A 19900-nucleotide genomic window follows, 5' to 3' on the forward strand; every position below is an offset into this window, starting at 1 on the left:
CGCTGATGCGCGACGCCACAGTTTAACTGGCGGTCGCTCGGGACGCCCCCGTTTCGTTGTAATGGCATCTGACCACTTGCCGGAACTCAAAGTCGCCATTAGAATGCCGAGCTCCGCTGTCGGGGTGTAGCTCAGTCTGGTAGAGCGCTACGTTCGGGACGTAGAGGTCGCAGGTTCGAATCCTGTCTCCCCGACCAAAAAGATTCACGAAAAAGCCGGCCTAGTGCCGGCTTTTTTCGTTCTGGTCGCCTTGTAGAGCGGAGCTTGCTCCGCTGCCTTTCTCGCAGGCTCCTCCGAGAGCAGCGGAGCAAGCTCCGCTCTACAAGAGCCCCGAAATCAGCGCTCTATTCCCGCGGATTTACCGCCCGGATCAGCCGTTCAGCAAATCCGGATGCCGCACGTGGCCCTCGCCCCGCACCAGGAAGCGCTCGATCGTCAGCGATTCCAGCCCCATCGGGCCGTAGGCGTGCAGACGCGTGGTGGAAATGCCGATCTCCGCGCCCAATCCCAGTTCACCGCCGTCGTTGAAGCGGGAGGACGCGTTCACCATGACCGCCGAGCTGCGGGTGCCGCGAACGAATGCTTCGGCCGCCGTCGGATCGTCGCTGACGATCACCTCGGTGTGGTCCGAGCCATAGCGGGCGATGTGCGCCAATGCGTCCTGGAGGCTGTCGACCATGCGCACGGCGATGATCAGGTCGAGGTATTCGGCGTCGTAGTCGGCCTCGCTGGCCGGATTCACGACCGGCGAGTACGCCTGCGTGCGTTCGCAACCGCGCACTTCGACTCCGCGCGTCGCCAGCACCGCCAATGCATCGGGCAGGAAGGCATCGGCCACGTCGCGATGCACCAGTAGGGTCTCCAGCGCGTTGCACACGCCGGGACGCGAAGCCTTGCCGTCGAGCAGCAGGCGCGTGGCCCGCGCGAGATCCGCGGCGGCATCCACATACAGGTGGCACACGCCTTTGTAGTGCTTGATCACCGGCACGCGGGCGTGCTCGACGACGAAACGGATCAGACTCTCGCCGCCGCGCGGGATGGCGAGGTCGATCAGGTCGTTGAGCTGCAACAGTTCCAGCACGTGCTCGCGCGCCGTGTCCTCGATCAGCACCAGTGCATCCGGCGGCAATCCACATTCGCGCAGGGCGCGGTGCAGGCTGGCGGCGATGGCGCGATTGCTGCCCAGTGCCTCCGAGCCGCCGCGCAGGATCACCGCATTGCCGGCCTTGAGGCACAGCGCCGCGGCGTCCGCGGTCACGTTGGGCCGTGCCTCATAGATCATGGCGATCACGCCCAGCGGCACGCGGATGCGTTCGATGCGCAGGCCATTGGGACGCACCTCGCTGCGGGTGACCTGGCCGACGGGATCGGGCAACGTGGCAATTTCGCGGAGCGCGGCGACGATGCCAGCCAGACGCTTTGGGTCGAGGGTGAGACGATCGAGCATCGCGCCAGTCGTACCCGAGGCGCGAGCACGCTCAAGATCGCCGGCGTTGGCTGACAGGATTGCTTGAGCGTCGGCTTCGACGGCATCGGCCATCGCTTCGATCATCTGCTGCCGTTGCACCGAATCTGCCGCGGCGATCACGCGAGCGGCTTCACGGGCACGCTCTGCCAATGCGCGAACATAGCCGGAATGTGCGGTGGCGCTCATGCGGCGCGCTCCTGCGGTAGCAGCACGAGATCGTCGCGATGGATCACGGCTTCACCGTAGCGGTAACCGAGGATGGATTCGATGTCGCGACTGTGTCGACCGGCGATCCGGCGCAGGTCGGTGGAGTTGTACTGAGCCAAACCACGGGCGATCACTTGATCGCCATCATTACCGCGGATTTCGACCAGATCACCGCGACCGAATTCACCCTCCACCATCACCACGCCGCCCGGCAGCAGCGACGCGCCCTGCGCGGCAAGCGCACGCGCGGCACCGGCGTCCACGCGCAACGCATGCAAGCCCGCGGGCGCGTGGCGCAACCACAGCTTGCGTGCGATCAGTCGGTCGCCGTGAGCGTCGATGAAGGTGCCGTGCAGGCGGTCGTTCGCGAGCTGCGCAACAGTCTGCGCGTCGCGGCCGCAGAACAGCACCGTGCCGATGCTCGCGGCCGCCGCCTTACTCGCCGCTTCCAGTTTGGTCCGCATGCCACCGGTGCCGAGCGCGCCGGCTTCGCCCGCGGCCATGCGGACGATGTCGGGCGTGATGGCGTCGACACGTGGAACGGGGCGCGCCTGCGGGTCATGCACTGGATGGCCGCTGTAAAGACCGGGAATATCGGTGGCAATCAGCAGCAGGTCGGCTTCGACCAGCGCCGCGACCACCGCAGCCAGGTTGTCGTTATCGCCCAGCTTGAGTTCGTCGACGGCGACCGTGTCGTTCTCGTTGATCACCGGCACCACGTCGAGCCGCAACAGCTCGCGTAGCGTGGCGCGGGCATTGAGGTAGCGGCGCCGGTTGCGCAGATCATCGTGACTGAGCAGAACCTGTGCGACGGGAACATCGAACAGTCGCTGCCATAGACCGATCACGTGCGTCTGCCCCAGCGCGGCCAACGCCTGCCTCTGCGTCAGGCCTGCGGCTTCGGTATGCAGCACGCCACGCCCAGCTGCGACCGCGCCGGACGACACGATGACCACTTCCCTGCCCTGCGCACGCGCCTGGGCCACAAAATCCGCCAACCCCTTGGCAAAGCGATCGGACAAACCGCCATTGTCCGCCGCCAGCAGGCTACTTCCTACTTTCAGAACCGCACGCTTCCATGCAGGCAACACCTGCTCGCCGAAGGGATGTGTCGTATTCATCCCAACGACTCCAGGCGGCTTCGCAGCGCCCCCAGGCGCAGATCAGCTGCCGCGCCGGGCGATACGCGCGCGGTGAGACTCGCCTGCGGATCGCCTTGCGCCCAACGCGCCGGATCGGCGGCCTGCTTGTAGGCATCGCGGAATGGCATGCCCTGTCGTGCCAGATCGACGGCGAGATCGGTGGCGTACATCGATGGATCGAGCGCGGTGCGCATGGCATCGGGCCTCCATTCGAGATTGCGTAGCAGGTCGGGCAGCAACTCCAGCGCACCCAGGCCACGGCTGAAGGCGTGGAAGATCGCGCCCTTGGAGAACTGCAGATCGCGGTGATAACCCGACGGCAGCGACAGCAGCTGCTCGATCTCGGTGCGCGCGGCCGCCGCGGCGGAATACGTCGCGCGCATCAGCTCGATCACGTCGGGGTTGCGCTTGTTCGGCATGATTGAACTGCCGGTGGTGTATTCGGCCGGCAATGCAACGAAGCCGAATTCGGCGCTGGTGAACAGGCTCAGGTCCCAGGCGAGTCGACGCAGGTCGAGCAGCGCCGAGGACAGTGCTTCGATCGCCGCCATCTCGAACTTGCCGCGCGACAGCTGCGCGTACGCGGCGGACACCTGCAGGCGACCGAAGCCGAGTGCCTGTGTGGTGTGATCGCGTGCCAGCGGCAGGTTGACGCCGTAACCGGCGGCGCTGCCCAGCGGATTGGCATCGACCCAGGCCAGCGTCTGTTGCGCTCGCAGTGCATCGTCGATGAAGCCTTCGGCCCACGCCGCCCACCACATGCCCGCGGATGACACGACGGCACGCTGCAGATGCGTGTAGCCGGGCAGCGGCAACGAAGCCTCGGCTTCTGCCCGTGCCAGCGCCACTTCCGCGGACTCGCGGCACAGCACGGCGACGCGGGCCAGGCGATCCTTCAACCACAAGCGCGTGGCGACGAGAATCTGATCGTTGCGGCTGCGGCCGGTGTGGATGCGGCGGCCGGCGTCGCCCAGACGTTCGATCAGGCGCGATTCGATCGCCGAATGGCAATCCTCATAGCGTTCGTCGAGCACGAAGCGGCCGGCGCGATAGTCGTCTGCCAGCGTCGCCAGTTCACGCTTGATGCCGCCGAGTTCATCGGCGCCGAGGATGCCGATCTGTTGCAGGCCTTCAGCGTGCGCGCGGCTGGCCTCGATGTCGAAGAGGAAGAATTCGCGATCGAGGATCACGTCCTCACCGGCAAGGAAGGTCTGGATGCGGGCGTCGACTTTGACGCCGGGTTTTTGCCAGAGCAGATCGGACATTGTCATTCTTCCGTAGGCTGGGTTGGCTCAATAAACCCAGCAGGTTGCTCGTCATCCGAATGCTGGGTTGGTGAAGCCAACCCAGCCTACGGCGCTTAAAGCGGAATACCCGCGGTTTCGTCGAAACCGAAGGCGAGATTGAGGTTCTGCAATGCCTGTGTCGCGGCGCCCTTGAGCAAGTTGTCCTCGGTCGAGACGACGACCAGACGCCGACCGTCCTCGGACAGCGAGAAGCCGCCGATGTCGACGTGGTGCGCATTGGCAATCGCACTGACCCACGGTGCTTCTTCGGTCACGCGGACCAACGGCTCGTCTGCATAGCGCTCGCGATAGCGCGAAACGGCTTCGTCGCGTGTGAATGGGCGCGCCAGATGCAGATTGGCGGTAATGGTCAGACCGCGGAAATGTGGCGCGACATGCGGCATGAACTCCACTGCGCGGCCGAGCTGCCGGGTTACTTCGCGTTCGTGCACATGACCGGTGAGCGCATACGGCATCAGGTTGTCGCGCAGCTTGTCCGGGTCGTTCTTATCCGACGGCGTGGTGCCCGCGCCGGAGTAGCCGGAGACGCCGAAGCATTGCATCGGGCCTTCGACATCCGCCAGCATCGGTGCTATCGCCAGCTGCATCGCCGTGGCGTAGCAACCCGGATTGCTGATGCGTCGCTGGCCGTCGTACCGGCTGCGGGTCAGTTCCGGCAAGCCGTAGTACCAGCCGTCGTCGAAGCGGTAATCCGCCGACAGATCGATCACCAGGGTGTCGGGAGAAGCCGCATCCACCACCGCGACAAACGGTGCAGCCTTCCCGTTTGGCAACGCCAGCACGAGTGCATCGACGCCTTGCGCGGCCGCGGCCTCCGGACCGTAAGCCACGTAAGCCAGGTCGCCCTCATAACCCGCTTCGTGCTCGCGCAGCAGTTGTCCTTCGCGCTCGCGCGAGGACACGAACGCGAGTTCGAGTTGGGGATGCGCGGCGACCAGTCGGATCAGTTCGGTCCCGACATAACCGCGCGCGCCAACGATGCCAATACGCTTAGCCATGCCGCTGCAACTTCCCTTGAAGATGACGCTTCACCGTCGGCCATTCGCCGGCGGTGATCGAAAAGACCACGGTATCGCGCAGCGTGCCGTCGCGATGACGCATGTGATTGCGAAGCACGCCGTCCTGCTTCGCCCCCAGACGGGCAATCGCGGCGCGGGAGGTCTGATTGAACCAGCTGGTCTCGAAGGCTACGGCTTCGCAACCCAGGGTCTCGAACGCATGCTCCAGCAATAGCAGCTTGGCTTGCGTGTTGAGGCCGCTGCGGTGCACCTTCGTGGCATACCACGTATAGCCGATGGCCAGCCGCGGCACCCGGCGGTCCAACTGGTAGTACCGGGTCGTCCCCACGATCTCGCCGCCGGCGGCGCGCACGACGAATACCAGGCATTCGCCGCTCGTCTGCGCTGCAAGCGCACCGGCGATATAGGCATCGACCGCCTCGGGCTCCGGCACGCTCGTGTACCACAGTTCCCACAAGCGGCCGTCGGCCAATGCGTCGCGCAGACCTTGAGCGTGCTCGGGCCGCAAAGGCTCCAGCGTCGCGTGCTCGCCACGCAGATGCGGTACTTGCTGCCAGGGATCAGTAGCGCGTTCCATGTTCATGTCAGTCCTTGAGGGTCGGAGGCCGCGTACGGCAATGCTCGACGCAATGGGCGATCTCGTCGAAGCTGTTGAGCCCGTACCAGAACACCTTCCACTTCTCTTCCTTGATGCAACCGTCGCTCTCGGCGAAATAGAACGCATTGACCGGATTGCCGCGACGTGAACGCCAGAACAGCCGCGGGTTCTCATCGCGCATCACCTGCCATACGGCACGACCGAGGCCTTCGCCCTGCGCTTCGTCCAGCACCGCGAACTTGTCCAGGTACGTGAAGCCACCTTCGTCGGTGAGGATCACCGCCGCACGATAGTTTTCGCTGACGTAAGCGCGGCGCAGCTTGGTGTGCTGAAAGTAGTCGGGCAGCAGGATGCGACCGAATGCGGATTCGATCAGGCCGCGCAGCCGCTCCAGGTCGAGCTGGTCCCAGCCGTCGACGCTGATGACCCGCTCGCCGCGCCGCACCAGCGTGCCGGAGCCTCGATGGGTGAACAGCTCCTTCGCCAGTTCCGCCGGCCGGGTGATCGACACCGACGAGGACAGCGGCAGGACATCGAGCAGATCCTTGATCTGCTCGATCTTCACGCGCATGCCGCCATTGATCCAAGGCTGCGCGATCAGGTGCTCGTACTCGGTCGACAGGTTGATCGAATCGATCACCTTGCCGTCCTCGTCGAGCAAGCCGCCGGTACCGGTCAGGAACACGATCTTGTACGGCTGCAGGGTCTTGATCAGTTCGTTCGCGGCCCAGTCGGCATTGACGTTGACGATCTGGCCGTCGGCGGTTTCCGCCAGCGAGGCGATGACCGGAATCGAACCGACCTTGATCGCGGCCTGAATGCCGTCGGTATCAACGCGGTTGACCTTGCCGACCAGCTCATAGACGTTGCGGTCGAGGAATTCGGCCTCGAACACGCCTGACTGGATCGACGTCGCGCGCACACCCTGCGCCTGCAGCGCCTCGACCAGCTTGAGGTTCTCCTCGCGCATCACGCGGCGCACCACGGCCAGCACCGGACCATCGGTCACACGCAGGTTGTTGATCGTGCGCTTCTCGATGCCCGCCTTCTTCATCTCTTCGTCGAGCTGCGGACCTGCGCCATGGACCACGATCGGGGTCAGGCCGACCTGCTGCAGGAACGCGAGCGAGGACACCAGCGCATCCATGTCGTCGCGCAGCACCGCGCCGCCGACCTTGACCACGGCGAAGCGGGACGCGTCGACCTGCGAGAAACGCTTGAGGTATTGCTGGATCTCCTTCGCGCTGGCCATGTTGGACAGCAGTCGGACGATCGTATTGCGCATGTCGGTCATGGTCGGTCGGAGCTCGGCGTACTGGTTCGGGCGGATTTGCGATGCTGCATTGATGGGCACGAATGCGGTGGTGTTCGGTTGGGCGCTCATCTACTCACTGGCTCAACAGACGCTGATAAGTGGAAACGGCGGTGGCCAGCTGGTCCAGCGCGACCCACTCGTCGGCGGTATGGGCCTGGGCAATGTCGCCGGGACCGTAGACCAATGCAGTCAGACCCGCGGCGGAGAACAGCGAAGCCTCGGTCCAGAAATCCACCGCGTTGCCGATGGGCAGTTCCAACGCATCGGCAAGATCGCGCGCGGCGAGACGACGCTGCTCGGCGCCAGCGATGCTACCGGCAGGCAGTGACGGGCCGTGGAAAGTTTCCTGGTACGAATCGATCGCCGCCGAACCGCGCAGCGAACGGAAGTTTTCGTGCAGCGCGTCGATCGGCATCGACGGCAGCGGGCGGAAGCCGAAACGCACTTCGGCACTCGGCGCGATCATGTTCGCCTTGATCCCGCCTTCGACGCGGCCGATGTTGAATCGCAGCCCGGTCAGGCCACCGAAGCGCTGGTGCGACTGTGACTCGACGAATTCCAGCGCCGCGTTACCCCAACGCATGGCGTTGTGCAGTGCGCTGGTGTGCAACGCATCGGCGCCGGAAGCATGACCGGCATGGCCGCGGAACTTCATCAACACCGAGCTGATGCCGCGGTGCGCGAGCACCGCCTCGCATAGGGTCGGCTCGGCCACGATGACTTCGCTGAACCCGTGGTCCGTGGCGAGAAACGAAGCGATGCAGCGCGCGTCATTGGCCTCCTCGTCGGTACTGAAAAGGAAGGCCGCATCGCCCTGCGTGACCGCCGCGGCCGCGACAAGTCCAGCCGCCGCGCCCTTGATGTCGCAGGCGCCCAGGCCGATCGCACGATCGCTGGTCAGACGCAGCTTCAACGGATTCGCCGACCACGCTTCCGACGACGGAACGGTGTCGAGATGCACGTTGAACAGGCGCTTCGGATTGCCCCGCACTGCCAACAACGAGACCGCACCGGCGCCGTGGTCGGTGACTTCCACGCGGAAACCAGCGAGCTGCGAGCGCAGGTAGTCGAAGATGCCCCCGGTCGTGATCTCGCGCGGCGGGTTGCGGGTGTCGTACGACACCAGCGCTTCCAGATGCTGGAGCGTCTTGGCAAGCAAATCCGTCATGCGGTCACCACATAAATATCGGGCACGTGTTTCTCCATGAGTGTCTTGGGGCGCGAGGGCGCAAGGAAGCCGTAGCGGGCGTAAAGGCCGTGCGCATCACCAGTCGCAAGCGTGAAGCGGCGCAGGCCCTGCAAGTCCGGATGGGTCATGACCGCATCCATCAATTGCTTACTGAAGCCAAGGCCGCGGCATTCGGGCAGGACGAAGACATCGACCAGATTGGCGAACGTCGCACGATCGGTGACGACCCGCGCGAATGCCACTTGTTGGCCAGCGATATAGCCACCGAAGCACAGCGAGTTCGCGATCGAACGACGCACCAGCTCCTCACCGATCCCTTGCGCCCACGTCGACTGGGTCGACAGGAAACGATGGATCAGCGGGATATCCAGCCGTGCCGGATCGGTACTGATGCGCAGTTCGTTCATCGCAAAATCCTCAGCGATTCACTTCAGCCCAGAGCGTGCTGCTCATGCCGAAGAGCTTGATGAAGCCTTCGGCCTCGGCCACGCCCCAGTCCGCCGCCTGCGCGTAGGTAGCGCCCTTCGCGTTGAGGATGTGCTTGGACTCGATGGCAACCGCATTCACCACGCCGCCCTGCGTTTCCAGCACGACGTCACCGGTCACGGTGGACTGGCTGGAGGCGAGGAAGGCTTCCAGATCGGTCTTGAGCGGATCGTGGAAGAAGCCTTCGTACACCAGCTCGACCCACTTGCGCGCCACCTCCGGCTTGAAGCGGTTCTGCTGCTTACTGAGCACGGCTTCTTCCAGCGCGCGGTGCGCCGTGAGCAGCGAGATCAGGCCCGGAGCTTCGAAGATGATGCGACCCTTGAGCCCGATGGTGGTGTCGCCGGTGTAGATGCCGCGACCGACGCCGTACGCCGCGAACAGCGAGTTGAGCCGGGCCAGCAACGTGTGGCCTTCCATCTTCTCGCCGTTGAGCGCGACCGCTTCGCCATTGACGAAGCTCACCTTGACGCGCAGCGCTTCCGCCGGCCATTCGGCACGCGGCTTGCACCAGCCACGCGCACCCTCGCCCGGGGCCTGCCAGCGGTCGATCTCGCCACCGGACATGGTCAGACCCAGCAGATTCTCGTTGATCGTGTACGCCTTCTGCTTCGCGCGCACGCCGAAGCCGCGTTCTTCCAGGTACTTCTGCTCGTAGGCGCGGACCTCGGTGTGTTCCTTCTGGATTTCACGGATCGGGGCGACGATCTCGTAATCGCCGAGCGCCTTCACCGCGAGATCGAAACGAACCTGGTCGTTACCCATGCCGGTGCAACCGTGTGCGATCGCCTTGGTGCCGAGCTCCGCGCAGCGACGCAGCGCGGCATCGACGATCAGATAGCGGTCGGAAACCAGCAGCGGGTACTGGCCCTGGTAGCCCTCGCCCGCCCACACGAACGGCTTGACGAAGCCTTCCCAGATCGCGGGACCACCATCGACGGTGACGTGCGAAGCCACGCCGAGTTCGGCAGCGCGCTTCTCGATGAAATCGCGCTCTTCCGCATCGACACCGCCGGTGTCGGCGAACACGGTGTGCACGTTCCAGCCGCGCTCCTGCAGGTAGGGAACGCAGAAGCTGGTGTCGAGGCCGCCGGAGAAGGCGAGGACGATGTCTTTGTTGGCCATTTGCTTGTTTCTCGTAGGGCGGGTCTTGACCCGCCGCTGTGTGGGGAATGAGTGTGATCGAGGCGCGTTACACCAACGCCGCCATGATCGCCTTCTGCACATGCAGGCGATTCTCGGCTTCGTTGATGGCGATGCATTGCGGCGAGTCCATCACCGCATCGGTGGCCTTCACGTTGCGGCGCAACGGCAGGCAGTGGCTGAAGACGCCGTTATTAGTCAGCGCCATCTTCTGCTCGTCGACCATGAAGTGCTTGAACTGGTCGCGGATGGGCTTCTCGGGACCCCAGTTGCCGAAGAACGGCAGCGCGCCCCAGCTTTTGGCGTAGACCACGTCGGCGCCGCGATAGGCGCTCTCGATGTCGTGGCTCACGGCGAGCGAACCGCCGCTTTCGGCGACGTTCTGCTCGGCCCAGCCCATGTAGCGCTCATCGAGGATGTAATCGGGTGTCGGGCACAGCAGGGTCACGTCCATGCCCATGCGCGTGGCGATCGTCAGCGCCGAATTCGCCACCGCCGTGTTGAGCGGCTTGGGGTGGTAGGTCCAGGTCAGCACGTACTTCTTGCCGCGCAAGTCGGTGGTGCCGAAGTGTTCCTGGAGCGCGAGGATGTGCGCCAGCTCCTGGCACGGATGGGTGATCGTTTCCATGTTGATCACCGGCACCGGCGAGTACTTGGCAAACGACTTGAGAACGATGTCCTCGCGGTCGTACTTCCAGTCGATGAATTTCGGGAACGCGCGCACGCCGATCAGATCGACATAGCGGCCCAGCACCTGCGCGACTTCCTTGATGTGCTCCTCGGTGTCGCCGTCCATCACGGTGCCGAGGTCGAATTCGATCGGCCACGCATCCTTGCCCGGCTGCAGCACGATGGCGTGGCCCCCAAGCTGGAAGGTACCCAGTTCGAAGCTGGTGCGGGTGCGCATCGACGGATTGAAGAACACCAGGGCGATCGACTTGCCCTTGAGTTCGTCGCCGAACTTGGTGCGCTTGAACATTGCGGCCTGGGTCAGCAGGGCGTCGAGGTCCGGGCGGGACCAATCCTGGGTATTCAAGAAGTGCTTGTACGGCTTCATCACGGTCTCCAAGTACGAATCGGGTGAGTCGCTGGGCCGGAAAAGCAAAAAAGCCCAGCGCGTAGGCTGGGCTTTTCGTGTGTCATGCCATCGTTCGAACCAATGGCGCTACGCGTCACCCAACCAGGAATGGCGGGTACGGTCGGCGCGCGCGCGAGGTCATGCCCGCCGCCATCCAGGCGGAGGTCATCACATCGGCGTCGGCGCGAAGGGTCTTCATGAGGGCGCGAATGCTCGCACGGTGGGCCCCGGGGCGCAACCGGGAGGCCATGACGATCGGATATATAGGGCGAATACGCGGCTAAGGAACGGTCAGGGCGAAGCCGCGCCCGGTATGGCCGGGGTGATCGAGATGCGGATGCGCAGGCGATTGCCCGGATCCTCGGCTAGCCGCGAGCGGAACTTGGCGCCCTTGTAGACATAGTCGACGTCGTAGGCGATCGGGCGGCGAAATTCACGCTCGACCGGCACGGCCTGGCAATTGGCACTGTCCTTGCTGTCGTCCCGTCGCAGGACATCCTTGATGGCACCGACTGCGCGGGAAAGACGCGACTTGTCGCGCGCGGGCTCACAACGCTGCTCGGTGCGCGTGGCCGTCAGGGTCTGGTAAACGGGAGTGACCCGCAGCACCTGTGCGTAGTCGAAACGCACGTTTTCCTGCTGGATGACCGTGTGCTGCGCGGCGACCGGACCGGCCGAAAAGGCCAGGCAGGTCAGGAGAATGGACAGCAACAGGCGGAGACGGGTCATCGCACTCGGGTTCGATCAGGCCAAGGGATTGTAGGCGACAGACGCCCGCAAGCCCTGAATCCCGGCTTTAGGCCGCTAGAATTGTCGGCAATCTTCGCGGTGAAGCCCATGAGCCTCAACCTTTTCAACAGCCTGACGCGTCGCGTCGAACCTTTCGCGCCCCAGGATCCGTCGCGCGTGACCATGTATGTCTGCGGGCCGACGGTCTACAACTACGTGCATATCGGCAATGCGCGTCCGTATGTCGTGTTCGGCGTACTGGCCAATCTTCTGCGCCGCCGCTACGGCGAGGTGCGGTATGCACGCAACATCACCGACGTCGACGACAAGATCAACAAGGCCGCCCGCGAACAGGGCGTGCCGATCTCGGTGATCACCGGCAAGTTCGCCACCGCATACCGTGAAGACATGGCCGCGCTGGGCATCGCGCCGCCGGACATCGAACCGGAAGTCACCACGCATATCCCGCAGATCGTCGCGATGATCGAGCAGCTGATCGCGAACGGTCACGCCTATGCGGCGGAAAATCACGTGCTGTTCTCGGTATCGAGCTTCGAGGGCTACGGCAAGCTATCGCGTCGCGACCCGGACGAAATGCTCGCCGGTGCCCGTGTCGAAGTCGCCCCGTACAAGCGCGAGCCGGGCGACTTCGTGCTCTGGAAGCCATCCACCGACGACCTGCCCGGCTGGGACTCGCCCTGGGGCCGCGGCCGCCCGGGCTGGCACATCGAATGCTCGGCGATGGCCGCCGCCCACCTGGGTGAAAGCATCGACATCCACGCCGGCGGCGTCGACCTGCAGTTCCCGCACCACGAGAACGAGATCGCGCAGAGCGAGTGCGCCCACGGCGGCCGCGTCTTCGCCCGTTACTGGCTGCACAACGGCATGCTCAACTTCGGCGGCGCGAAGATGAGCAAGTCGATCGGCAACATCGAGAAGATCCACGATCTGGTGCGCGCCCATCCGCCGGAAGCCCTGCGCTACGCCTTGCTCTCCGCGCAATACCGGCAGCCGCTGGAATGGTCGGACGGCCTGATCGAACAGAGCATCCGGACACTGGACCGTCTGTACGGCACCCTGCGCGACCTGGCCGATGTCGAAGCCGCCGCGCAGATTCCCGGCAGCGTCGAAGCCGCGCTGGACGACGACCTCAACACCCCGGCGGCACTCGCCGAGATCGCCCGCATCGCCGGTGAGGCACGCAAGGCCGAATCCGCCGACGACCGCCTGCGTCTGAAGACCGAATTGCTGGGTGCCGGCCTGGCCCTGGGCCTGCTGCAGCAGGATCCGGCGGCGTGGTTCTCCCGCGGCGCCAGCAGCGACGACGACGCCCGCATCCAGGGTTTGATCGACGAGCGCGTGGCCGCCAAGAAGGCCCGCGATTTCGCCCGCGCCGACGCGATCCGTGATCAGTTGGCTGGCGAAGGCATCCTGCTCGAAGACACGCCGCAGGGCGCGCGCTGGAAGCGGGGTTAACTGGCCAGCGGCAAGCTGACCCACGCTTTTTGTAGAGCGGAGCTTGCTCCGCTGCCTTGCCGCGGATGCTTACCGGGGCGAATACACGCTTCGTAGCGCCGGGCCTGCCCGCTGCGCTCACCCCACTCAAAAGCGATCCGAGCAGGCTCGGATCTACGAAGGCCCAGGGCAGCGGAGCAAGCTCCGCTCTACAAGGCCTGGCCGGGTTGTGAACTTCCGTCGGCGACACGGTGTAATGCCGAGGACGGCAAGGCTGGCGTGGCAGTCCACGCGGTAAAATCGCGCCATGGATGCTTCCACCTTCCCCCTCGAAACCAGCGCCAGCGACGCCCAGGGCGCCATCCGCGACGAGTTCGCCTTCTTCAGCGACTGGTCCGAGCGCTACCAGTACCTGATCGACCTGGGCCGCAAGCTTCCGGACTTCCCCGATGCGTGGAAGACCGAGGAACACCGCCTGCATGGCTGCCAGTCGATGGTGTGGATCGTGGGCTCGGGCGACGCCGACCGACTGGATTTCCAGGCGATCAGCGACTCGGCGATCGTCTCCGGTCTCATCTATCTGGCGTTGCGGGTGTACTCCGGCCGTAGCGCGCAGGAGATCTTGGCCACCGAGCCGGACTACATCGCCGAGATCGGCCTGGCCAAGCATCTGTCGCCGACGCGCAGCAACGGCCTGATGGCACTGCTCGGCTTCATCCGCGACCGGGCGCAACAGGCATCGTGAGCGATACGGCCACAGGCGAACCCGCCGGCGTTTCCACGTTGCTGCGCGACCGCGGCTTCACTGGCCTGCTGGGCTACCGCCTGCTGGCATTGCTGTCCTACCAGGTCGTCACGGTCACCGTCGGCTGGCACATCTACGAACTCACCAGCGACGCGCTGGCGCTCGGCCTGATCGGACTGGCCGAAGTCATTCCCTACTTCTGCTTCGCACTGTTCGCGGGCTATGCGGTCGACCATCTGCCACGTCGCCGGCTCGGGATGGCGGCGTGCCTGGGATTGTCGGCAACTACCCTGGTGCTTGCGGGTGTGGCCGCAGGCGTGCTGCCGGCCGGCTTCGGGCGCTTCGAAACGATCACGATCTACGCCGCCATCGCGGTCAACGGCATGGTGCGCGTGTTCTTCGCGCCGGTGTACATGTCGCTGCTCGCGCGTGTGCTCAAGCGCGAGCAGTATCCGCGCGGTGCGGGCATCAGCAGCGTGGTGATGCAGGCCGGGTTGGTACTGGGTCCCGCATTGGGCGGCGTACTGGTCGCCTGGGGCGGCAAGACTTCGGCGTATCTGGTGGCGGCGGTCTTCGCGGTTGCCGCGGCCATCGCAGTCATCACCCTGCGCGTAACCGAACCGCCGCTGCCGACCGAACGCGCCCCGGTGTTCAAAAGCATCGGCGAGGGCCTGCGCTTCGTCTTCAACACCCAGGTCGTGCTGGCTGCACAGGCGCTCGACATGTTCTCGGTGCTGTTCGGCGGCGCCGTGGCGCTGCTGCCGGCTTTCATCAAGGAAATCCTGCACTACGGGCCGGAAGCGTTGGGCTTGCTGCGTGCCTCCCCCGCCGCTGGCGCCGTGCTGATCGGGTTGTACCTCGCCCGGCATCCATTGCAACGGCATGCCGGACGCGTGCTGCTGATCGCGGTGGCGGGCTTCGGGCTGTGCATCATCGGTTTCGCGTTGTCGCGGCAGCTGTGGCTTTCGGCCCTGCTGCTGATGATGTCGGGCATGTGCGACGGCGTGTCGGTCGTGCTGCGTTCGACGATCCTGCAACTGGCCACGCCCGACCACATGCGCGGGCGCGTGTCGTCTATCAACGGCATCTTCATCGGTTCGTCGAATGAACTGGGCGCGTTCGAATCCGGCGTCGCGGCGCGCCTGCTCGGCCTGGTCCCATCGGTGATTTTCGGCGGGTGCATGACCTTGCTGGTGGTCGCCTCGACCGCCCGCCTCGCCCCACGTCTGCGCCGACTCGACCTGCGCGAGCTGCACTAGCCTGAATCCGCCGCCGGCCACATGCGTTCGGCGTAGACTCGATCCCGTCCACCAGGGAGAGGGGCATGGGAACCGAAACCGTTCGCGGCAAGAAGGTCGTCATCCATTTCGATGGCGCCCGCTGCATCCACTCGCGCAACTGCGTGCTGAATCATCCCGACGTCTTCGTGCCGAATGTCGAAGGCGAATGGATTCATCCCGATGCCGTCTCCCCCGAGGAAGTCGCGCTGATTGCGCGCATGTGCCCATCGGGCGCGATCCGCTACGAACGCCTGGACGGTGGCCCAGAGGAGCCGCTGCCGATCGTGAACCTGGTGCATCTGCGCGAAAACGGCCCGCTCGCCTTCAACGCACCGCTGCAGATCGCCGGCAAGGATGAAGGCCTGCGCGCGACGCTGTGCCGCTGCGGCCTGTCGAAGCACAAGCCGTTCTGCGACAACAGCCATGCAGAAGGCGGCTTCGTCGCCAGTGGCGAGCGTGCGCCCAAGGAATCGCAGCCCCTCGCCGCCCGCGACGGCGCGCTCGCAGTGGAGCCGCAGAAGAACGGCCCGCTGAAGGTAACCGGCAACCTGGAAATCGTCAGTGGCACCGGCCACACCATCGATCGGGTGACCGAAACCTGGCTGTGCCGCTGCGGGCAGTCGAAGAACAAGCCGTATTGCGACGGCTCGCATCGCAAAGTCGGGTTCGAGGCAGAGGGCGCCTGACACCCCCCTCCCCGACCAACAAAAAACCCCGCCGAAGCGGGGTTTCTTGTTACTGCAATGAAGCCAGGACTTAGTCGCCCATCTGCTTCTGCAGGTGTTCCCAACGCTCCTGCGCATCGATCGTGCGCTCGGCGGTGAGACGGGCTTCCAGGCGCTCCAGACCGATTTCTTCGCCGGTGTCGACGCAGAAACCGTAATCGCCCGAATCCACGCGCTTGAGCGTGCTGTCGATCTTGCTGATCAGCTTGCGGTAGCGGTCGCGGGTGCGCAGTTCCAGCGAGTTCTCGGTTTCACGGGTGGCGCGTTCGGCTTCGTCGCCGACGTCGCGCACTTCGTCCTTGAGGTTCTCGATGGTCTGCTTGGATTCCTCGACCAGATCCCCACGCCACTTGAGCAGGCGCTGGCGGAAGTATTCGAGTTGCAGCGGGCTCATGTACTCCTCGTCCGACGAAGGCACGTAGCCCTTCGGGACGATCGGACGGCCAGTGGCCTCGTCAGTCTTGTAGTCCACGATCTTGACCTTGCCGCGCGGGGCCGGGGCCTTGTCCTTGCTGGCGACGACGGCCACGGCAACTTTGCCGGCCGGGCGCTGCGGCGGTGTGGGGCGCGACGGCATGGCGGCCGACGCTCCGGTGGGTGCATTTTTCACTGTTTCTGATTTGCTCGCGTGCGGCTTGGCCGGAGCTGCTGCCTTCGCCGGAGCGGGAGCAGCAGGAACCGGGGCCGTCTTGGTTGCCGGACGGGGCGCCGGTTTCTTCACCACGGTGGCAGGCTTGGCGACGACGGGTGCCGGCGCGGCCTTGACCGGGGTGCTCTTGGTAACTGCGCTCTTGGTGGGAGCGACAGCAGGTTTCTTGGGCGGTGCAGCCTTCGACGGTGCAGCAGCCTTGGTCGGCGCGACCTTCGTCGGTGCAGTCTTCGTGGCGGCGGGCTTCGCAGGTGCAGCCTTCTTGGCTACCGGCGCAGGCTTCTTGGCGGGAGCCGCCTTCTTGGCAACAGGCTTCTTGACCGGGGCCGGCTTCTTTACTGCGGCCTTCTTGGCAGGAGCTGCTTTCTTGGCCGCCGGCTTGGCAACAGGCTTCTTTGCCGCGGACTTCTTCGGGGCGGCCTTGGCAGCCGGCTTCTTGGTGGCCTTGGCGGCCTTCTTCGCGGGTTTCTTTGCTGCCACGAGCGGCGTGTCCTCTGTTCCTTCGAATGATCGGCTCGAACCAACTGCACGGTTTGCCGGAACAGCTCGCAGTTCGATCCGGACGGCCAGAGTTGGGGTCGCGGCTGAAAAAAGCAATGCGCCTTTCGTCAGCCCCTGCAGCGTGACCCTGTATCTGGAAAGCGCGCTGTTATACCCTGCCCCGGCTACCGCGGCAACCGCACTTCGATGTGCGGTTTTTCCCTTGAGGAAGCGGCGAAAAGGGCCCATTCAAGGCCCTGAATTGCATTCTCGCCAGTAACTGCCTGTAGGCATGAAGGAATCGTGATAGGTCGCCTGCTCATCCTGATGCTGCGAGGTTACAAGCGCTGGATCAGCCCCCTGCTGGGGCCAGCCTGCCGCTTCCATCCCACTTGCTCCGTCTACGCGATGGAAGCCATTTCGCGCTTCGGCGCGATCAAAGGCAGCTGGCTGGCGGCTCGGCGGCTGGCGCGCTGCCATCCCCTGCATCCCGGCGGATACGACCCCGTACCGTCTCTCAATGGACCATGCTCCGATAGGAACGCCGAATGTCATCGACACTGATCGTCAACGCCCGCCTGGTCAACGAAGGACTCGAATTCGACGGCGACCTGCGCATCGAAGGCGGACGAATCGCCCAGATCGGCACAGGCCTGCACGCGCGCACCAATGAAACCGTCGTCGACGCCAATGGCCGTCGACTTCTGCCGGGCATGATCGACGACCAGGTCCATTTCCGCGAACCGGGCATGGAATACAAGGCGGATATCGCGACCGAATCGGCGGCTGCGGTGGCCGGCGGCCTGACCACCTTCATGGACATGCCCAACACCTCGCCGCCCACCCTGGACAGGGACGCACTCGAAGACAAGTACCGCCGCGCCCACGGCCGGGCCTGGGGCAACTACGGCTTCTACCTGGGCGCGAGCAACGACAACCTGGAGGCGATCCGCACTCTCGACCCGCGCAGCGCGCCGGGGGTCAAGGTCTTCATGGGCGCCTCCACCGGCAACATGCTGGTCGACAACCCGGAGACCCTCGACGCCATCTTCCGCGACGTGCCGACTCCGATCATCACGCATTGCGAAGACACGCCGATGATCGAGGCCGAGATGGCCCGCTACAAGGCGAAGTACGGCGACGCGATTCCGCCCTCCTGCCATCCTGACATCCGCTCGCGCGAGGCCTGCAAGAAGTCGACCGAGCTGGCGATCGCATTGGCGCGCAGGCACGGCACCCGCCTGCACGTGCTGCACATCAGTACCGCCGACGAACTCGCCCTGTTCGATCCGGGCCCGATCGAGGGCAAGCGGATCACGGCGGAGACCTGCATCCATTTCCTGCGCTTCGATCGCGCCGACTACGAGCGTCTGGGCAACAAGATCAAGTGCAATCCGGCGATCAAGGACGCCTCCGATCGCGAGGCCCTGATCGCAGCATTGGCGAACGATGTCATCGACGTACTGGCCACCGACCATGCGCCGCATACGATCGAGGAAAAGGCCAAGCCCTACATTTCCGCCCCCTCGGGTCTGCCGCTGGTGCAGTACGCGTTGGTCGCGGCGCTGGAGCTGGTACACGAAGGCCGCCTGACCACGGCCCAGGTCGTGCAGAAGTTCGCGCATGCGCCAGCCAAGCTGTTCAACGTGAAGAACCGCGGCTTCCTGCGCGAAGGCTACGCGGCCGACCTGGTGCTGATCGACGACGTGCCGATGACCGTGCACGCCGACGACGTCCTGTCCAAGTGCGGCTGGTCGCCGTTCGAAGGCACGACGTTCCATTCGCGCATCGCCTCGACCTGGGTCAACGGCGTGCTGGCCTGGGATGGGCATCAGCTGGTCGGTGATGCGATGGGCCAGCGCCTGGAGTTCGATCGTTGAGGCGACTGATCGCACTCGTACTGCTGGCGTCGCTCACGGCGTGCGCCAGCGGTGCGAATGTGAAGGCTCCGGGGTCATCGAAATCGCCCGACACCGCAGCAGCGACCGCCAATGCGGACCAGCGGGTCGTGTTTCCCGCGAGCGCATCGCAAGGCGCCCTGGTCTTCGGCAAAGTGCCTCCCGGCAGCACGGTGCGTTACGGCGAACGAGAACTGCACGCCACGCCCTACGGCACCGTGGTTTTCGGGATCAGCCGCGACGAAACCGGCCCGGTGCAAGTCACCGTACTACGTGCCGATGGCAGCCATCAGACCGCGAACATCACTATTACCCCGCGCGACTGGCCGATCGAACGCATCGACGGCGTACCGCCTGACACGGTGAATCCACCGCCGGAAATCGCTGCACGAATCGAACGGGAACAGGCCGAAGTCGCCGCCGCGCGAGTGCGCGACGACGATCGCGCCGATTTTGTACCGGCGTTCATATGGCCGGTGCAGGGGCGCATCAGCGGCCGGTTCGGCAACCAGCGCGTTTACAACGGCACGCCCAAGTCGCCGCATTCGGGCATGGATATCGCTGCCGACGCGGGTACGCCGGTATTGGCTCCGGCCGCCGGTGTCATCACGTTCGCTAATACCGATCTCTATCTCACCGGCGGCACCGTGCTGCTCGACCATGGGCACGGAGTGAGCTCCAACTTCCTCCACCTCTCACGTATCGATGTGAAGGTGGGCGACCGCGTGGCGCAAGGCCAGGTGATCGGCGCCGTGGGTGCGACGGGACGGGCGACGGGGCCGCACCTGCACTGGGGGATGAATTGGTTCGAGGTGCGGATCGATCCGCTGCTGGTGCTGGAACGCGGGAAGTAGTGCTCATTCCTGCACCTCCCCTCACCCTGCGTTGCTGAGCAACGCAGTCCCCTCCCCACAAGCGGGGCGAGGGCCCAACCGAAGAACGAAAAGGAAGCACTTGCCATTCTCCCCACTCGGAGAGTGGGGAGAA

Annotated in this window: 19 protein-coding genes and 1 tRNA gene; 8 read left to right on the top strand and 12 right to left on the bottom strand. The window is 64.9% G+C overall.

The window, feature by feature from the left end; translation table 11 throughout:
• Positions 1-120: 120 nt before the first annotated feature.
• Positions 121-197, top strand: a tRNA-Pro gene (locus ACYVGK_RS08815).
• Between the two features lie 173 nt (positions 198-370).
• On the opposite strand, the gene ACYVGK_RS08820 is transcribed toward ACYVGK_RS08815, so the two are convergent.
• The 11 genes from ACYVGK_RS08820 to ACYVGK_RS08870 all read right to left on the bottom strand — a co-directional run bounded on the left by ACYVGK_RS08820 (position 371) and on the right by ACYVGK_RS08870 (position 11681).
• A complete protein-coding gene (locus ACYVGK_RS08820; RefSeq protein ID WP_460732991.1) occupies positions 371-1654 on the bottom strand; it encodes a glutamate-5-semialdehyde dehydrogenase in 1284 nt (427 codons plus the stop codon).
• Positions 1651-2796, bottom strand: a complete 1146-nt coding sequence (gene proB / locus ACYVGK_RS08825) for a glutamate 5-kinase (protein ID WP_460732992.1) — start codon at positions 2794-2796, stop codon at positions 1651-1653. Before proB ends, ACYVGK_RS08820 begins: the two co-directional genes overlap by 4 nt.
• A complete protein-coding gene (gene argH, locus ACYVGK_RS08830) occupies positions 2793-4082 on the bottom strand; it encodes an argininosuccinate lyase (protein ID WP_460732993.1) in 1290 nt (429 codons plus the stop codon). The genes proB and argH overlap by 4 nt, the downstream gene beginning before the upstream one ends.
• A 95-nt stretch (positions 4083-4177) precedes the next feature.
• Positions 4178-5122 carry an N-acetyl-gamma-glutamyl-phosphate reductase gene (gene argC / locus ACYVGK_RS08835; protein ID WP_460732994.1) on the bottom strand — a complete coding sequence of 315 codons (945 nt, stop codon included), beginning with the start codon at positions 5120-5122 and terminating at the stop codon, positions 4178-4180.
• Complete coding sequence (locus ACYVGK_RS08840) at positions 5115-5720, bottom strand: GNAT family N-acetyltransferase (RefSeq protein ID WP_460732995.1); 606 nt, start codon at positions 5718-5720, stop codon at positions 5115-5117. The genes argC and ACYVGK_RS08840 overlap by 8 nt, the downstream gene beginning before the upstream one ends.
• Before the next feature lie 7 nt (positions 5721-5727).
• On the bottom strand, positions 5728-7035 hold the full coding sequence (locus tag ACYVGK_RS08845) for an acetylglutamate kinase (RefSeq protein WP_460733455.1): 1308 nt from the start codon (positions 7033-7035) through the stop codon (positions 5728-5730).
• Between the two features lie 94 nt (positions 7036-7129).
• Positions 7130-8224: an acetylornithine deacetylase gene (locus ACYVGK_RS08850; protein ID WP_460732996.1), complete on the bottom strand. Its 1095-nt coding sequence runs from the start codon at positions 8222-8224 to the stop codon at positions 7130-7132.
• Complete coding sequence (locus ACYVGK_RS08855; RefSeq protein ID WP_460732997.1) at positions 8221-8652, bottom strand: GNAT family N-acetyltransferase; 432 nt, start codon at positions 8650-8652, stop codon at positions 8221-8223. The genes ACYVGK_RS08850 and ACYVGK_RS08855 overlap by 4 nt, the downstream gene beginning before the upstream one ends.
• Before the next feature lie 10 nt (positions 8653-8662).
• On the bottom strand, positions 8663-9856 hold the full coding sequence (locus tag ACYVGK_RS08860) for an argininosuccinate synthase (RefSeq protein ID WP_460732998.1): 1194 nt from the start codon (positions 9854-9856) through the stop codon (positions 8663-8665).
• Positions 9857-9923: 67 nt separating this feature from the next.
• Entirely contained in the window at positions 9924-10931 is a 1008-nt protein-coding gene (locus ACYVGK_RS08865; protein ID WP_460732999.1) for an N-acetylornithine carbamoyltransferase, read from the bottom strand.
• A gap of 312 nt (positions 10932-11243) precedes the next feature.
• Complete coding sequence (locus tag ACYVGK_RS08870; RefSeq protein WP_460733000.1) at positions 11244-11681, bottom strand: hypothetical protein; 438 nt, start codon at positions 11679-11681, stop codon at positions 11244-11246.
• A 108-nt stretch (positions 11682-11789) separates the two neighbouring features.
• On the opposite strand from ACYVGK_RS08870, the gene cysS reads away from it, so the two are divergent.
• The 4 genes from cysS to ACYVGK_RS08890 all read left to right on the top strand — a co-directional run bounded on the left by cysS (position 11790) and on the right by ACYVGK_RS08890 (position 15847).
• Complete coding sequence (cysS, locus tag ACYVGK_RS08875) at positions 11790-13157, top strand: cysteine--tRNA ligase (protein WP_460733001.1); 1368 nt, start codon at positions 11790-11792, stop codon at positions 13155-13157.
• 286 nt (positions 13158-13443) lie between these two features.
• The gene (locus tag ACYVGK_RS08880; protein ID WP_460733002.1) at positions 13444-13881 is read left to right on the top strand and encodes a SufE family protein; all 438 of its coding nucleotides are present in this window, start codon (positions 13444-13446) and stop codon (positions 13879-13881) included.
• A complete protein-coding gene (locus tag ACYVGK_RS08885; RefSeq protein WP_460733003.1) occupies positions 13878-15140 on the top strand; it encodes an MFS transporter in 1263 nt (420 codons plus the stop codon). The genes ACYVGK_RS08880 and ACYVGK_RS08885 overlap by 4 nt, the downstream gene beginning before the upstream one ends.
• Positions 15141-15205: 65 nt before the next feature.
• Positions 15206-15847: a CDGSH iron-sulfur domain-containing protein gene (locus ACYVGK_RS08890; RefSeq protein ID WP_460733004.1), complete on the top strand. Its 642-nt coding sequence runs from the start codon at positions 15206-15208 to the stop codon at positions 15845-15847.
• A 70-nt stretch (positions 15848-15917) separates the two neighbouring features.
• Here the strand turns inward: ACYVGK_RS08890 and dksA are convergent, their stop codons facing one another.
• On the bottom strand, positions 15918-17015 hold the full coding sequence (gene dksA, locus ACYVGK_RS08895; protein ID WP_460733005.1) for an RNA polymerase-binding protein DksA: 1098 nt from the start codon (positions 17013-17015) through the stop codon (positions 15918-15920).
• A 327-nt stretch (positions 17016-17342) separates the two neighbouring features.
• On the opposite strand from dksA, the gene yidD reads away from it, so the two are divergent.
• Genes yidD through ACYVGK_RS08910 form a run of 3 tightly spaced genes read left to right on the top strand, consistent with a single transcriptional unit; the run spans position 17343 to position 19767 of the window.
• Entirely contained in the window at positions 17343-17579 is a 237-nt protein-coding gene (gene yidD, locus ACYVGK_RS08900; protein ID WP_460733457.1) for a membrane protein insertion efficiency factor YidD, read from the top strand.
• Entirely contained in the window at positions 17564-18895 is a 1332-nt protein-coding gene (locus tag ACYVGK_RS08905; protein WP_460733006.1) for a dihydroorotase, read from the top strand. The genes yidD and ACYVGK_RS08905 overlap by 16 nt, the downstream gene beginning before the upstream one ends.
• Positions 18896-18954: 59 nt before the next feature.
• Positions 18955-19767 carry a M23 family metallopeptidase gene (locus ACYVGK_RS08910; RefSeq protein ID WP_460733459.1) on the top strand — a complete coding sequence of 271 codons (813 nt, stop codon included), beginning with the start codon at positions 18955-18957 and terminating at the stop codon, positions 19765-19767.
• Positions 19768-19900: the final 133 nt, after the last annotated feature.

The sequence above is a fragment of the Lysobacter tyrosinilyticus genome, assembly GCF_054779815.1.

What these genes read in the sequence shown, in the direction of transcription:
- ACYVGK_RS08880 (WP_460733002.1), top strand. Translation starts at nt 13,444, where the DNA reads ATGGATGCTTCCACCTTCCCCCTCGAAACCAGCGCCAGCGACGCCCAG.
- yidD (WP_460733457.1), top strand. Translation starts at nt 17,343, where the DNA reads ATGCTGCGAGGTTACAAGCGCTGGATCAGCCCCCTGCTGGGGCCAGCC.
- proB (WP_460732992.1), bottom strand. Translation starts at nt 2,796, where the DNA reads ATGAATACGACACATCCCTTCGGCGAGCAGGTGTTGCCTGCATGGAAG.
- ACYVGK_RS08845 (WP_460733455.1), bottom strand. Translation starts at nt 7,035, where the DNA reads ATGACCGACATGCGCAATACGATCGTCCGACTGCTGTCCAACATGGCC.
- ACYVGK_RS08905 (WP_460733006.1), top strand. Translation starts at nt 17,564, where the DNA reads ATGTCATCGACACTGATCGTCAACGCCCGCCTGGTCAACGAAGGACTC.
- ACYVGK_RS08890 (WP_460733004.1), top strand. Translation starts at nt 15,206, where the DNA reads ATGGGAACCGAAACCGTTCGCGGCAAGAAGGTCGTCATCCATTTCGAT.
- cysS (WP_460733001.1), top strand. Translation starts at nt 11,790, where the DNA reads ATGAGCCTCAACCTTTTCAACAGCCTGACGCGTCGCGTCGAACCTTTC.
- ACYVGK_RS08840 (WP_460732995.1), bottom strand. Translation starts at nt 5,720, where the DNA reads ATGGAACGCGCTACTGATCCCTGGCAGCAAGTACCGCATCTGCGTGGC.
- ACYVGK_RS08820 (WP_460732991.1), bottom strand. Translation starts at nt 1,654, where the DNA reads ATGAGCGCCACCGCACATTCCGGCTATGTTCGCGCATTGGCAGAGCGT.
- ACYVGK_RS08850 (WP_460732996.1), bottom strand. Translation starts at nt 8,224, where the DNA reads ATGACGGATTTGCTTGCCAAGACGCTCCAGCATCTGGAAGCGCTGGTG.
- ACYVGK_RS08855 (WP_460732997.1), bottom strand. Translation starts at nt 8,652, where the DNA reads ATGAACGAACTGCGCATCAGTACCGATCCGGCACGGCTGGATATCCCG.
- argH (WP_460732993.1), bottom strand. Translation starts at nt 4,082, where the DNA reads ATGTCCGATCTGCTCTGGCAAAAACCCGGCGTCAAAGTCGACGCCCGC.
- ACYVGK_RS08860 (WP_460732998.1), bottom strand. Translation starts at nt 9,856, where the DNA reads ATGGCCAACAAAGACATCGTCCTCGCCTTCTCCGGCGGCCTCGACACC.
- ACYVGK_RS08865 (WP_460732999.1), bottom strand. Translation starts at nt 10,931, where the DNA reads ATGAAGCCGTACAAGCACTTCTTGAATACCCAGGATTGGTCCCGCCCG.
- argC (WP_460732994.1), bottom strand. Translation starts at nt 5,122, where the DNA reads ATGGCTAAGCGTATTGGCATCGTTGGCGCGCGCGGTTATGTCGGGACC.
- ACYVGK_RS08870 (WP_460733000.1), bottom strand. Translation starts at nt 11,681, where the DNA reads ATGACCCGTCTCCGCCTGTTGCTGTCCATTCTCCTGACCTGCCTGGCC.